The sequence below is a fragment of the Mesorhizobium sp. M7A.F.Ca.US.011.01.1.1 genome (assembly GCF_003998295.1).
Lineage (GTDB): Bacteria > Pseudomonadota > Alphaproteobacteria > Rhizobiales > Rhizobiaceae > Mesorhizobium.
In genome coordinates, this window is the sequence record NZ_RZRT01000095.1 from 1 (window position 1) to 14,091 (window position 14,091).

Consider the following 14,091-nt stretch of genomic DNA (forward strand, 5'->3'; position numbering starts at 1 on the left):
GCGCCATCGCAGCTCGCTCAGCGTCAAAGAAGAAGGCTATCATCGCCGTCGCAAGGAAGCTCCTCGTCGTCCTAAACGCCATCATCCGTGATAAAAAAGCTTTCGCATGAACACAGTTGCCATGCCGCGACTCAAACGCGTCACCACGGTGCAGAATTCTGCTCCGCTGCATTCTTCAGCCAAGGTCGCGGCATGGATCCTTGGGTCTTCGCTCCGCTTCGCGTCGCTACGCCCAAGGATGACGACGTTGGGGATGCTGGCGGCGGGTCAAATCGCCTCGCCCTTCAACAGTCTTGGCGTGCCGGCGGACAGTCCCGACGCCTGGCGGATGAAGAATTCCTTCAGGCGCGGCATGCGTTCGACGAGGCCGAGGCCGATGTCGCGGACGGTGCGCAGCGGGCCGATATCGTTGGAAAACAGCCGGTTCAGCGCGTCGGTGGTGACACCCATCTGCACCGTGTCGAAGCGGCGCCACTGCTGGTAGCGCTCGAGCACGTCGAGCGCGCCGATATCCTGGCCGAGCCGGTCGGCCTCGACGATCACCTCGGCAAGGGCTGCGACATCCTTGAAGCCGAGATTGAGGCCCTGGCCGGCGATCGGGTGGATGCCGTGGGCGGCATCGCCGGCGAGCGCGATGCGGGGTGCGACGAAGGCACGCGCAATGGTCAAGCCGAGCGGCCAGGCGCGCGGCTTGTCGGCGACGCGGATTTCGCCAAGCTTCAGGCCAAAGCGCTGTTCGAGTTCGTGTTCGAAGAGGAGATCGTCACCGGCCACCAGCTTCTCGGCGTCGGGCGTACGCTCGACCCAGACGATCGACGAGCGGTTGGTGCCGTCCTCGCCGGGCTTGAGCGGCAATGTGGCGAAGGGGCCGGCCGGCAGGAAATGCTCTTCGGCGCGACCATTGTGCGGGCGTTCATGCGCCACCGTGCAGACGATGCCGGACTGGCCATATTCCCACTTCACCGTCTTGATGCCGGCCATGTCGCGCAGCTTCGAGTTGACGCCGTCAGCGGCGACCAGCAGCCGGGCCTTCAGCGTCGCGCCGTCGGCGAGATGCACGGTGATACCGGCGCCGTTGGTCTCGAACCCCTGCACGGCCACGCCTTCGATGATGTCGATGCCGAGTTTTTCGGCACTGGCCCGCAAGGCGCCGTTCAGCACCCTGTTGGCGACCATATGCGCAAAAGGCTCGCCCGGCGCCACTTCGCCGTCGAAGGTCAGGAAGACCGGACGCACCGGATCGGCGGTGCGCGAATCGGTGATGATCATCTCGGTGATCGCCTGCGCCTGGGGCACGATCTCGGCCCACACGCCGAGCTGGTCGAGCATGCGGCAGGCGGCGGCGGCAATGGCCGAGGCGCGGCCATCCCTTTGCCAGGCGCCAGCAGGTGCGGCATCGACGAGAGCGATGGCGAGACCCGGTCGCGCCTGCTTCAGCGATACGGCGGCGGCCAGGCCGACATAGCCGGCGCCGGCGACCAGGACATCGAGCCCGGATCTTGTTTTCGCGTTTGCCCCGGTTTTCGTGTCCGCCTTGCGTTCCATCATCTTCGCTCCTGCGCGCCGGCCGGGTCCTGCACCCTTGACTGCCTGTCCGTCCTGTCGGAAACCGCCATAACACTTCTGCGGCGAGGGCGCGAAATATGACGGCAGCCATGGACGAGCTTCTCGGCATTCTCGACCTCGAGAAGCTGGAACACAATCTGTATCGTGGTCGCAGCCCGCTGCTCGACTGGCAGCGCGTGTTCGGCGGCCAGACCATCGCCCAGGCGCTGGTGGCGGCGCAGCGGACAGTGGATGCCGATCGGTACGTGCATTCGCTGCACGGCTATTTCATGCGGCCCGGCGACACCAAGGTGCCGATCGTCTACGAGGTCGACCGTATTCGCGACGGCGGCTCCTTCACCACGCGGCGCGTGGTGGCGGTCCAGCACGGCCAGGCGATCTTTTCGCTCGAAGCCTCGTTCCAGCAGGACGAGGTCGGTCTCGAGCACCAGGTGCCGATGCCGCAGGACGTTCCGGGGCCGGACACATTGCTGTCGCAACGCGAATTGCTGGGCAAATTCGGCGAGGCGGTGCCCGATGGCATCAAACGCTACTGGGAGCGCGACCGGCCGATCGAGATGAAACCGGTGATGCTGAAGCATTACACCAGCCGCGAAAAGCTGGAGCCGAAGCAGAATATCTGGATCCGCACCACCGGTCCGGTGCCGGCGGACCGCGCCATCCAGGCGGCGGTGCTCGCCTATCTCTCCGACATGACGCTGCTCGACACATCGACCTTCGCGCATGGCCGCGCCATTTTCGATCGCGATATCCAGGCGGCGAGCCTCGACCACGCCATGTGGTTTCATCGCAGCCATGCGCTCGACGACTGGATGCTCTATACGCAGGACAGCCCGTCGACACAGGGGTCGCGCGGCTTTACACGCGGGTCGCTATTTGCCCGCGACGGCATGCTGATCGCCTCGGTTGCGCAGGAAGGGCTGATCCGGCTTAAGCGACCGCCTGCAGAGTAGGCATTTTCCAAAAATTGCCCAACTTTTAGGCAGATGCACCGCCGCAGCTGTGGGCAGGTTGCGTCGGTTCGCTCCCTAAACTGTTTGCTTACAATGGGTTAACGCCCTGCTTCGGCACTTGGCACGGAGCTTGAATCCTTGTGGGCACTCTCCGGCTCTTTGGGATCGGTGAAGGTGTGCAAACGCGGGGGACCGCAACAGCAAAGGGTGAAACCTTATGAAAATCGTGATGGCAATCATCAAGCCGTTCAAGCTCGACGAGGTACGCGAAGCGCTTACCGCCGTCGGCATCCAGGGCCTGACCGTCACCGAAGTCAAAGGCTACGGGCGTCAAAAAGGGCATACGGAGATCTATCGCGGGGCGGAATACGCGGTCAGCTTCCTGCCGAAGATCAAGATCGAAGTCGCGGTCAGTGCCGACATGGTCGACAAGGCCGTCGAAGCCATCACCGCCGCCGCCAAGACCGGCCAGATCGGCGACGGCAAGATCTTCGTTTTCGGCATCGATCAGGCGGTGCGCATCCGCACCGGCGAAACAGACACCGACGCGCTCTGAGCGGCGATCACGTATTCCAATGGAGAGTTCAATGAATATTCCTTCCACCTTGAAGTCAGTGGCGCGCTCCGCGCTGCTGGGCTCGTTCGCACTCGGAGCATTGGGCACGGTCGCCGCATTCGCGCAGGAAGCGGCTCCCGCCGCGGCTGCAGCAGCGCCAGCTTTCACCGTCGACAAGGGCGACACCACGTGGATGATGATTTCCACCGTTCTGGTGCTGTTGATGACGGTTCCCGGCCTTGCGCTTTTCTACGGCGGCCTGGTTCGCAGCAAGAACATGCTGTCGGTGCTGATGCAGGTCTTCACCATCACCAGCGTGGTCATGATCATCTGGGTTTTCTACGGCTACAGCCTCGCCTTCACCCCGGGCAACCCCTTCGTCGGCGGCCTTTCCAAGATGTTTCTCTCCGGCGTCGATGTGACGACACTGTCGGAAACCTTTACCAAGGGTGTCGCCATTCCTGAACTGGTGTTCGTCGTCTTCCAGATGACCTTCGCCTGCATCACGCCGGCCCTGATCGTCGGCGCCTTCGCCGAACGCGTCAAATTCTCCGCTTTGATCCTTTTCGTGATCCTGTGGGTCACTTTCATCTACTTTCCGATCGCTCATATGGTCTGGTTCTGGGGCGGCCCGAGCGCTTATAGCGATCCGACCGGCCTCATCTTCAGCTTCGGCGCCATCGACTTCGCCGGCGGCACGGTCGTTCACATCAATGCGGGCATTGCCGGCCTCGTCGGCGCGCTCATGATCGGCAAGCGCAGCGGCTACAAGAAGGATCTCATGGCGCCGCACTCGATGACGCTGACCATGGTCGGTGCTTCGCTGCTGTGGGTCGGCTGGTTTGGCTTCAACGCCGGTTCGAACCTTGAAGCGAACGCCTATGCGGTGCTGGCCATGATCAATACCTTCGTCGCCACGGCGGCGGCGGCGGTGACCTGGATCGTGCTTGAATCGCTGCTGCGCGGCAAAGCCTCCATGCTTGGTGCTGTTTCGGGTGCGGTGACCGGCCTCGTCGCCGTCACGCCCGCTGCCGGCTTTGCCGGCCCGATGGGCGCCATCGTGCTCGGCATCGTCGCCACCTTCGTCTGCTACTTCTTCGTCTCGGTGGTGAAGAACGCGTTCGACTACGACGACAGCCTTGATGTCTTCGGCGTCCACTGCATCGGCGGCATCATCGGCGCGCTCGGCACAGGCATCCTGGTCAATCCTGCCCTCGGTGGCGCCGGCATTGTCGACTATTCGACGGCCGACTTTGCTGCCGGCTATGCCGGCACGGCCACCCAGCTCCTGGCGCAGGCCAAGGGTGTCCTGGTGACCCTGCTATGGTCGGGTATCGGCAGCGCCATCCTCTACAAGATCGTCGACTTGATCATCGGCCTGCGTCCGACAGCCGACGCAGAGCGCGAAGGCCTCGACCTCACCTCGCATGGCGAAGCGGCCTATCACTCGTAAGCCCTGTGCGAGGCGGCCTCGGCCGCCTCGTATTCTCCCATCCCGTCGTGACGCTCCCGAAAGGAGTTCACGCATTGAGGCCCGGATCACCTCCGGGCCTCTTTTTTTGGCAAGCCGTTCCGGCAATGCCCGGCTTCACGCAATCACGTTCGTGTGATCAGGTTTTTTGAGGAAACAACGACCGCTCTGGTTCCGAACAGTGGAGGCGATCGTCGTTCTGACGCTCGTGCCAACAACAGGGAAGGAAACCATCTCATGAACCTCAAGAACATCTGCCTCGGAGCGCTTGCTCTTTCCATGATCGGCGGCGTGGCTTTTGCCGGTGCTCTGGATGAGCCCGACAACATGGCGCCGTTCTTCACGGACTCCGGCATGAAAACCATGAAGCCGATGGCGGATTTCAAGACAGCCTTCATGACCATGCCGATGGAAAAGCAGGAAGCGATGAAGAAGGAATGCCAGGATGCGGCGATGAGCAAGCCGCATGCGGAATTCTGCGCCAATGTGCAGGCGCTCGGCGGCGCCAACTGATTTGCCGCGATCGGGCCGAGACCCGATCTTTGTTCCAGACGACCAATGGCGGGCTGCCAGCCCGCCATTGTGTCGTTCGATGGAAGCTCCATCGGCCCGTCGTCCATCATTGCCTCATACGGCTCAACCGGCGGTAACGAGGTTTGATCATCTCAACCTCTTATAGTTAATGCGCCCTTAACCTTCCCACCGATAGTCTGAGACCCGAATCTGCCGGAGTGCGCCACGCACCCGGCGAGTCCACGACAGACGGGGAAGAGCATGCGTTCAGGGGCTTCAGCACCGCTCGCGCTGGCCGATACAGGGCACGGCATCCAGGCGTTCGCGCGGCGTCAGGTCGGGCGGCTGGTTGGCGTCGGCCTGTTCGCGCTGGCCGCCTTTGGCGTTGCCAGCCTTGCCACCTGGAATGTCGCCGATCCGAGTTTTTCCCACGCGACGAACAACACCGTCACCAACGCCATGGGCTATGCGGGTGCCGTGTTCTCCGACCTGGCCATGCAGTTCTTCGGCCTCGCCGCCGTCGCCGCCCTGGTTCCGGCGGTCATCTGGGGCTTCCTGCTGTTTTCCGCGCGCGGTGTCGACAGGCTGCCCAAACGCGGGCTGTCCTGGTTCGGCTTCGCGCTGCTGGCCGCTGCGATGGTCGGCTGCGTGGTGCCGCCCAAGACCTGGCCGCTGCCCACCGGCCTCGGCGGCGTGTTCGGCGACATGGTGCTGAAGATCCCCGGCGTCGTCATCGGCGGCTATCCGACCGGGCTGATCGCCAGCATCATCGCCATCCTGCTGTCGGCGCCCGCACTGTGGCTCTTCGCCCATGGCTCGGCGCTGATCGGTCGCAAGAACGGCTTCGCCGTCATGGAGGACGAGCCCGCCGCCGATCCGCGCGAGGACGACCTTTTGTTCGACAATGACGAGGACGAAGGCGACGAGGGCATCCTGGCGCTCGGCGCCATCACACATTGGTGGCTGTCGCTGCGCGCGTGGATGCACCGCCGCGCCGTGCGCCGCAGGCAGGAGCGGGACGAGTACGAGCCGGAGATGGAGCAGCGCTCCGCCGCCTGGCGCCGCGCCGCCGAACGGGTCGAATCGGCCGAGTTTGCCGAGCAGCGGATGAGCCAGGATGGCCGCGCCCGCGTCGAGCCGGAATTCTTCGCCGCCATGGTCAATGACCGCAGCGCCTCGCTCGACCCCGACGATGCCGATATTTTCGACGACCGCTTCGACAATGCGGGCGAGGGTGCCGATTTCGACGATGAACCTGTCGTGCAACGCCGCGGCGCGCCGACCGCCAAGGTGCAGCCGTTCCGCTCCGACGCAGCCACCCGCGTCGAGGCGCCGGCGGCGCGCCCCGTCCCCGGCGCCCGTGTGCAGCGCGAGGCGCAGACATCGCTGATCGGCTCGGAAAAATTCGAAATGCCGTCGCTCCACTTCCTCTCCGAACCGAAGAACGTGGTGCGCGACGCCAGCCTGTCCAAGGACGCGCTGGAACAGAACGCCCGCCTGCTCGAAGGCGTGCTGGAGGATTTCGGCGTCAAGGGCGAGATCATCGCCGTCCGTCCCGGCCCCGTCGTCACCCTCTATGAACTCGAACCGGCGCCCGGCATCAAATCGTCACGCGTCATCGGCCTGTCCGACGACATCGCCCGCTCGATGAGCGCCATCGCCTGCCGCGTCGCCGTGGTGCCAGGCCGCAACGCCATCGGCATCGAACTGCCGAACGCCAAGCGCGAAACCGTCTATCTCAGAGAGATTCTGGCCAGCCGCGATTTCGAGACGACGAAGGCCAAGCTGGCGCTGGCGCTGGGCAAGACCATCAATGGCGAGGCGGTCATCGTCGACATCGCCAAGATGCCGCACGTGCTTGTCGCCGGCACCACCGGCTCGGGCAAGTCGGTCGCCATCAACACCATGATCCTGTCGCTGCTCTACCGGCTGACGCCGCAGGACTGCCGGCTGATCATGATCGATCCGAAAATGCTGGAACTCTCGGTCTATGACGGCATCCCGCATCTGCTCACGCCCGTCGTCACCGATCCGAAAAAGGCCGTGGTGGCGCTGAAATGGACCGTGCGCGAGATGGAGGACCGCTACCGCAAGATGTCCAAGGTCGGCGTGCGCAACATCGACGGCTTCAACGCCCGCGTCAGCCAGGCGGACAAGAAGGGCGAGAAGATCTCACGCACCGTGCAGACCGGCTTCGACCGCCAGACCGGCGAGGCGATCTACGAGACCGAGAACCTCGATCTCGAGCCGATGCCCTATATCGTCGTCATCATCGACGAGATGGCCGACCTGATGATGGTCGCCGGCAAGGACATCGAAGGCGCCGTGCAGCGCCTGGCGCAGATGGCGCGCGCCGCCGGCATCCATGTCATCATGGCGACGCAGCGGCCGTCGGTCGACGTCATCACAGGCACCATCAAGGCCAATTTCCCGACCCGCATCTCCTTCCAGGTGACGTCCAAGATCGACAGCCGCACCATTCTGGGCGAGCAGGGCGCCGAGCAGCTGCTCGGCATGGGCGACATGCTCTACATGGCCGGCGGCGGTCGTATCCAGCGCGTGCACGGCCCGTTCGTCGCCGACGAAGAAGTCGAGAAGATCGTCGCGCATCTGAAGCTGCAGGGCGTGCCGGAATATCTCGACGCCATCACCGAGGATGATGGCGAGGATGACGACGAGCCGTCGGGCAAGGGTGGGTCCGGTGGCGGCAACAGCAATTTCGAGGATTCCGACGATCCCTACGATCAGGCGGTCTCCGTGGTGCTGCGCGATGGCAAGGCCTCGACCAGCTATATCCAGCGCCGGCTGGGCATCGGCTACAACCGCGCCGCCTCGATCATCGAGAAGATGGAGAAGGAAGGTATCGTCGGCCCGGCCAACCATGCCGGCAAGCGCGAGATCCTGGTGCCGACCGAAGAGGACAAGTTCTGACCAGAAAGCCTGACCCTTGTGACATCCCGGTCCGGCAACCTTGAACCTTTCAAGGCGTTGAAGCGACCAAGGGACGCCTGACCCGCCAAATTTCAGCCTAACTGGGGGTCCAAGCACAGAACAACTCAGGAATTGGATGAGAGTGACCGACATGAAAAATGATCTTTCAGCGCTCAGCACATTTGCTCCCTCCCGGCGTCAGTTGCTGGGCCTCGGCCTGGCGTTTGCGGGGGCGGCAGCCTTCAACGCGGTGCCCGGCTTCCAGGTGCTGGCCTCGGCGCAGGCGGCCGTGCCGGCCGCGGCACAGAAGATCGCCGACCACTTTTCCTCGGTCAAATCGATGAGCGGCGAATTCGTGCAGTTCGGCCCCAAGGGCGAGCAGACCGGCGGCAAGTTCTTCCTCGAACGACCAGGCAAGATCCGCTTCAACTATGACGGCTCTTCAAACTTCCGGGTGATTTCAGACGGCCAGTCGGTGGTCATCCTGAACAAGAGGCTCAACACGTCCGATCTCTATCCGTTGTCGAAGACGCCTCTGAAGCTGCTGCTCGACACCAGGATCGACCTCTCCGGCGACCGCGTCAAAAGCGTCAAGCAGGAGGATGACCTCACCACCATCCAGCTCGCCGACAAATCGGTGTTCGGCAATTCGAAGATCACCATGATGTTCGATCCGAAAACCTTCGATTTGCGGCAGTGGACGATCACCGACGCGCAGGGCAAGGATACGACGGTGATGATCTTCAACACCAAGGAAGGCGTCAGCTTCGCGCCGGATACTTTCGCCATCGACTACACGGCGAACCGCGAGCTCAACACCAACAAGGCGCGCTAGAGCAGTTCACCGTTTCACGGAAACGACGACCCGCTCTAACTCCTTGTTCCTGGAATTGCTCTGGCTTCAAACGCTCAATAGCTGTGGAAAGCACCGGGTCACGCCTCAGCGGGCGTGGCCCGGCTTGTCTTTGCGGCTTGCGGCTGGCAGTTTCCCGGACTGACTCCGTCGAAAGGCGTCTTCCCTGCCGGACCCACCGGTTCTGGCCGGCTGCACGCTGTCCTGGATTGCCAATGCCCTTTTCCGTCGCCACCTGGAACATCAACTCCGTTCGCCTGCGCATGCCGATCGTCGAGCGCCTGCTCGTCGAGCATGCGCCCGACGTGCTGTGCCTGCAGGAAACCAAGGTTCCCGACGAACTGTTTCCCGAAAAGGCTTTCCGCAAGCTCGGCTACGAGCACATCGCTTTCCATGGCCAGAAGGGCTACCACGGCGTCGCGACGGTGGCGCGGCGGCCGATCGAAGTGGTCGAAAAGCGACGCTTTTGCGAGATAGAGGACAGCCGGCACCTCTCGGTCACGGTGCGGGCCGGCGGCAAGGCGATCCTGCTCCACAATTTCTACGTTCCGGCGGGCGGGGACGAACCGGATCCCGTCATCAACAGGAAGTTCAAGCACAAGCTCGACTTCGTCGCCGAGATGAATGCCATCCGGGCAGAACATGACGAGGTGTCCGGCTCGGTGCTGGTCGGCGACCTCAACATCGCCCCGCTCGAACATGACGTCTGGTCACATAAGCAATTGCTCAACGTGGTCAGCCACACGCCGATCGAGACGGAAAATTTCGAGGCGATGCGCCGCGCCGGCAACTGGGTCGACCTGATGCGGCTCAACGTGCCGGATGAGCAGAAGCTCTACACCTGGTGGAGCTATCGGGCGCAGGATTGGGAGTTGTCCAATCGCGGCCGCCGCCTCGACCACGTCTGGTCATCGCCGAACCTCGTCCCCAGCTTTTCCGGTTACGAGATCCTGCGTCTGGCGCGCGGCTGGGAGCGCCCGTCGGACCATGTGCCTGTCATCGCGCGGTTCGATCTGGACTAGCTAGTCTGGTCAAAGATGCGGCGGGCAGTCAGTCGGTAGAGTTGGTCTCGGCTGGATCCACCCACGGACGGCCCAATCGTGTCACCATCGCCGCGTACCCAACGGCACCTGCCGCCCAAAGGAAGATGCCAAGCTCTTTGACGACGTCTTCGGCGATGGCGGCCGCAGAACCAGGGGTAGGAAACAGCTCTCCGAGCTGGTCAATCGATGCTGACATCGCGAGCAGGAAGCCTGCGGCCACAAAGACGATCGTGCCGTCGAATGTCTTTCGTCGCAGCCGAAAGAACCAGAACAACCCGGCGGCGGCGTAGACAATCATCGGAACGATCTCCGGTATCCCTACAATGGGCAGCACGTCCTCATGGATCAACAACAGGTCATCGAGGCCCAAGAACAGGGTAAGGCCGCCGAGAAACGTGCAATCCCATCGATGCGTGAGCAGGCCAGCAAACAGGGTCGCAGCGCCGGTGCCGATCCATAGCGAAGCACCCAGGGACGAAATCCACCCCGTATAGAAGCCGACTTCGGCGGCTGCAGATGGATCTCGATAAAAGATCCAAGCGTCCAGGCCACGAATTTGCGCGATGAACAGCGCGGCTAAGAGCATCGCAACGTTAATCGCCGTCGCCGCCAGTACGACCAAGCGCCAGGCTATTATCCATTCGCCGCTATGCTTTGTGTTCAGCGCGTTGTTCTCTGGCATTGCTATTCTCTTTGAGGACTGAAAGGAACTCCACTGGAACCAAATTACGACAGCCGCCAGATCTGCCGCCGAGAACTCCGCCTGCATTGTGCCGGTGGTCACCATGGTTGCAACGCTTCGCCCCACCGAACCCATTGTACCATGGCGTCGATGTTCAGGTGAGGCTGGCCTGCAAATGGCCGACCTGAATCTCAACGCGCTTCGAAGCGCGCCAAATGAATTCAAGTTCAAACGGTAAGCTTCAAGTCTTCATGCATGCCGTTATCGCGAAATTGCTGGACCGACAGGCCTGCGAGATCCGGCAGATGGGGATGGTCGCGGCGGCGCGTCGCCAGCATCCGTTGCGCCGCTTCGATGATTGTCGACGCAGGCACATTGGCGACCAGGCCGGTCGGGCTTGCAAGACGGGATTCGATCACGTCCACGCAGTTCGAAAGCGGCCTCCAACGGGCCATGTTGGCGCCGCCACTGAGGATAACCATCGGCGTCATCACGGTTGCCATGAGATGTGCGGTACCGCCTTCGGCGCCGATGTAAAGATCGGCAAACTCGCCGAGCGCCAGCAAGATGTCACCGATATCGACACCCTCGATCGCGGCGGAATCGACAAGCCGCAGCTTCGGTACGCGCTGAGCCAGTTCAGCCATATCGGGACCATCGCCGGGAGTTTTCACATAGAGAAGGTCCGCCCCGTCGGCGATCAGGCTGTTGGCGATCGCGGCAACCTGATCCGCCGACATGCGCTTGCTGGCGCTGCCGTGCGCCGCGATAATGATCAACGGAGCATGCTTGCCGTCCGCAAGGCCCCTGGCCGCCGCTCGCGCGGCCGGGCCAGGCTCCAGCCGATGATCGAAAGGCAGCCGCTTGCCGGCAAGGCGTTCGATGAGGCGGTGGTAGCGCCAGGCATTGTGCCCGGGTCGTGCTTCAGGCCTTTGGCCCAGGCGCCAGGAAAGGGCGAAAGCCGGAAAGTTTGCCTCGTAGGCGATGCCCCGGCCGAGCAGTGATGCCGAGGCTTGAAGCAGCCAACGCGCCGAGATGCGGAAATCGACCACGGCCAATCGCCCCTTGCCGTTGCGGTGACCGGCGATCAGGCGCGCCAGGGGCGTCCGCACATTGATCGCATCGACCAAATGGCCGGCATGGCGATTGAGGCTATGTTCAAGGGACGACGACCGGGTGGTTCCGTAGACGATGAAACTATCGGGGAATGCCGTTCTGGCGGCGCGCAAAGCCGGAATCCGGATTAATCCGTCGCCGAACGCGTCATTGCGGGAATACAAGATAATCGTCTCGTACTGCCCTGATGGCATGGCTCGCTCCCCCCAGGAGCCTGGTGGTGGTGGCGCCTGCTGTGCCGGCCGCCTTCGAGGTGCTTTAGGATTTCACCTCATGCCTGTCAACGGACCCTTGCCCCTGGATCCGGGCGTCCGGATGAACGAACCTTGGCGATTCCCGCTCCGGCCGCAGTGCGCCACGATCAGTTCATCGCGGCCAATGTCGTTGAAAAGCGCTGCCGCGCTTCCGCCTTCGGCCGCGAAGCCAACAGCTTCGCAGGCGGGCAGCCTTCAGCCGGAGAAGCGCGGCGCCAGTTCCTCGATGCGGCGGATCATCGCCTGAAATTCCTCCGAGATGCGCTGGTGGAGCTTGACCGCGATCTCGGGATATTCCTCCAGGATGCGGCGGAACATCTTGCGGCTGAGCCGCATCACTTCCGAATCGATCTCGGCCGAGGCGCTGGTCAACCGGTTGGTGTCGGCGATCAACGCCAGTTCGCTCAGGATTGTGCCGGGGCCTGCCGTGCCAATCGGGATGCGTTCACCACCTTGCTCCCGGTACAGCACGATGCGCCCACTGACGACGATATAGGCGGAATCGGCCTCGTCGTCCTCCCGATAAAGCTTGTGGTTGGCAATCAGCCTGGTGTTCTCGGCGCCAAAGGCGAGCAGGCGCAATTGTTCCTGCGTGAAGCCCTCGAAGAGCCTCACGGCGGACAGGACGCGGATGTCGTCATCCAGCGCCATCTAGCTATGTCCCCGAACCGACAGTCCGACTCCTCCTCTGCGAGTTCGATCCAAACCACCCTCCAACTGGATCGTACCCGAAAGCGGCCCCGCCCGACCGCTCGTTGGATAATGAAATGTTTAAGGAACCAGCTTGTAGCCGCCGCTTTCTGTCACAAGAATTTCCGCATTGGAAGGATCGCGCTCGATCTTCTGGCGCAGCCGGTAGACATGGGTTTCCAGCGTGTGCGTGGTGACGCCGGAATTGTAGCCCCATACTTCCTCGAGCAGCACGTCGCGCGTCACCACCTTCTGGTCGGCGCGATAAAGATATTTGATGATCGAGGCTTCCTTCTCCGTCAGCCGCACCTTGCCGCCGCGCGGGTCAAGCAGCAGTTTCTGGCTGGGCTTGAAAGTATAGGGCCCGACCGAGAAGGTGGCGTCCTCGCTCTGCTCATGCTGGCGCAGCTGCGCCCGAATGCGCGCCAGCAGCACGGCGAAGCGGAACGGCTTCGTCACATAGTCGTTGGCGCCGGCCTCGAGACCAAGAATCGTATCCGAATCGGTGTCGTGACCGGTCAGCATGATGATGGGCGCCTTGTAACCGCCCTTGCGCAGGATCTTCACCGCTTCGCGGCCATCCATGTCGGGCAGCCCGACATCCATGATGAGCAGATCGATGAGGCCGCCGCGCGCTGCGGCGACACCTTTTGCCGCAGTCGATTCCTGAAGCACGTCGAATTCCTCGTAAAGGGATAATTGCTCGACCAGTGTGCCGCGCAGGTCATCATCATCGTCGACGATCAGTATGGTGCGTGAAGTCATGGATCAATCCGTTGTTTTGAAAAGAAAATTCAGTTGACCGCTGCCTGTTTATGCGGAAGCTGACCGGCGCAACAGCCGTTCACAGTGATTTGTTCCGTGGCACGATCATACAAGAAAAAACACGATCGCAATGCAGCCGGCGCAATTTTGCGAAAAGGGCTGCGTGTGCTGACCGTGCGGGCCAGGCCCGGGCATCCAAGCCAGGGCCTGCTGCAGGCCGGGAAAACGGTGTTTGCCTGTGCGTTGGGGCGCGGAGGCATCTCGGCCGGCAAGCGCGAAGGCGACGGCGCCACGCCGCTGGCCGCGATGCGGATCCTGTCGGGGTATTTCCGGGGAGATCAGTTCTCCAGCGGCCGCAGGACCCGTCTGGCGATGACGCCGATCGGGCCCGATCTGGGCTGGTGCGAAGTGCCTGACGACCGCAACTACAACAGGCCCGTCAAGATACCCTATGGCGCCAGCCACGAACGCATGCGGCGCGACGACCGGCTCTACGACGCCTGTCTTGTGCTCGACTGGAACCTGTCGCCGCGCCGGCGCGGGCGCGGCAGCGCCATCTTCTTCCATCTGGCGCGCCCCGGCTTCACGCCGACGCAAGGCTGTGTGGCTGTCACGGCTCGTACGATGGCGCGACTGCTGCCGCTGCTGTCGGATCGGACGGTGGTGAGGGTGGTGAGATAGTAGGGGAGTAGGGGAGT

Annotated in this window: 13 protein-coding genes; 8 read left to right on the forward strand and 5 right to left on the reverse strand. The window is 62.8% G+C overall.

The genetic code is table 11. The features are described from left to right. Positions 1 to 267: 267 nt before the first annotated feature. The gene (locus tag EOA13_RS35145; RefSeq protein WP_164780537.1) at positions 268 to 1,545 is read right to left on the reverse strand and encodes a ubiquinone biosynthesis hydroxylase; all 1,278 of its coding nucleotides are present in this window, start codon (positions 1,543 to 1,545) and stop codon (positions 268 to 270) included. Between the two features lie 98 nt (positions 1,546 to 1,643). On the opposite strand from EOA13_RS35145, the gene tesB reads away from it, so the two are divergent. The 7 genes from tesB (at position 1,644) to EOA13_RS35180 (ending at position 9,865) form a co-directional block, all read left to right on the forward strand. Next, positions 1,644 to 2,519, forward strand: a complete 876-nt coding sequence (tesB, locus tag EOA13_RS35150) for an acyl-CoA thioesterase II (protein ID WP_127297783.1) — start codon at positions 1,644 to 1,646, stop codon at positions 2,517 to 2,519. Positions 2,520 to 2,736: 217 nt separating this feature from the next. Beyond that, positions 2,737 to 3,075, forward strand: a complete 339-nt coding sequence (locus tag EOA13_RS35155; protein ID WP_013528889.1) for a P-II family nitrogen regulator — start codon at positions 2,737 to 2,739, stop codon at positions 3,073 to 3,075. Between the two features lie 31 nt (positions 3,076 to 3,106). Beyond that, positions 3,107 to 4,528, forward strand: a complete 1,422-nt coding sequence (locus tag EOA13_RS35160) for an ammonium transporter (RefSeq protein ID WP_127297784.1) — start codon at positions 3,107 to 3,109, stop codon at positions 4,526 to 4,528. 255 nt (positions 4,529 to 4,783) lie between these two features. Next, complete coding sequence (locus EOA13_RS35165) at positions 4,784 to 5,059, forward strand: hypothetical protein (RefSeq protein WP_127297785.1); 276 nt, start codon at positions 4,784 to 4,786, stop codon at positions 5,057 to 5,059. Positions 5,060 to 5,320: 261 nt separating this feature from the next. After that, the gene (locus EOA13_RS35170; RefSeq protein ID WP_127297786.1) at positions 5,321 to 7,990 is read left to right on the forward strand and encodes a DNA translocase FtsK; all 2,670 of its coding nucleotides are present in this window, start codon (positions 5,321 to 5,323) and stop codon (positions 7,988 to 7,990) included. Between the two features lie 151 nt (positions 7,991 to 8,141). Next, positions 8,142 to 8,825: an outer membrane lipoprotein carrier protein LolA gene (locus EOA13_RS35175; protein WP_023811243.1), complete on the forward strand. Its 684-nt coding sequence runs from the start codon at positions 8,142 to 8,144 to the stop codon at positions 8,823 to 8,825. A 233-nt stretch (positions 8,826 to 9,058) separates the two neighbouring features. Then, positions 9,059 to 9,865 (forward strand): exodeoxyribonuclease III, encoded by an 807-nt coding sequence (locus EOA13_RS35180; protein WP_127297787.1) that lies wholly within the window; start codon positions 9,059 to 9,061, stop codon positions 9,863 to 9,865. 28 nt (positions 9,866 to 9,893) lie between these two features. Here the strand turns inward: EOA13_RS35180 and EOA13_RS35185 are convergent, their stop codons facing one another. The 4 genes from EOA13_RS35185 to EOA13_RS35200 all read right to left on the reverse strand — a co-directional run bounded on the left by EOA13_RS35185 (position 9,894) and on the right by EOA13_RS35200 (position 13,393). Next, the gene (locus EOA13_RS35185) at positions 9,894 to 10,673 is read right to left on the reverse strand and encodes a hypothetical protein (protein ID WP_164780536.1); all 780 of its coding nucleotides are present in this window, start codon (positions 10,671 to 10,673) and stop codon (positions 9,894 to 9,896) included. A gap of 122 nt (positions 10,674 to 10,795) precedes the next feature. After that, positions 10,796 to 11,878, reverse strand: coding sequence for a glycosyltransferase family 9 protein (locus tag EOA13_RS35190; RefSeq protein ID WP_127297788.1), 1,083 nt, complete (start codon positions 11,876 to 11,878; stop codon positions 10,796 to 10,798). Between the two features lie 255 nt (positions 11,879 to 12,133). After that, the gene (locus tag EOA13_RS35195; protein ID WP_023811239.1) at positions 12,134 to 12,589 is read right to left on the reverse strand and encodes a cyclic nucleotide-binding domain-containing protein; all 456 of its coding nucleotides are present in this window, start codon (positions 12,587 to 12,589) and stop codon (positions 12,134 to 12,136) included. 120 nt (positions 12,590 to 12,709) lie between these two features. Next, complete coding sequence (locus tag EOA13_RS35200; RefSeq protein ID WP_013528898.1) at positions 12,710 to 13,393, reverse strand: response regulator transcription factor; 684 nt, start codon at positions 13,391 to 13,393, stop codon at positions 12,710 to 12,712. Between the two features lie 144 nt (positions 13,394 to 13,537). On the opposite strand from EOA13_RS35200, the gene EOA13_RS35205 reads away from it, so the two are divergent. Then, entirely contained in the window at positions 13,538 to 14,074 is a 537-nt protein-coding gene (locus tag EOA13_RS35205; protein ID WP_196815328.1) for a L,D-transpeptidase, read from the forward strand. Positions 14,075 to 14,091 lie beyond the last annotated feature (17 nt).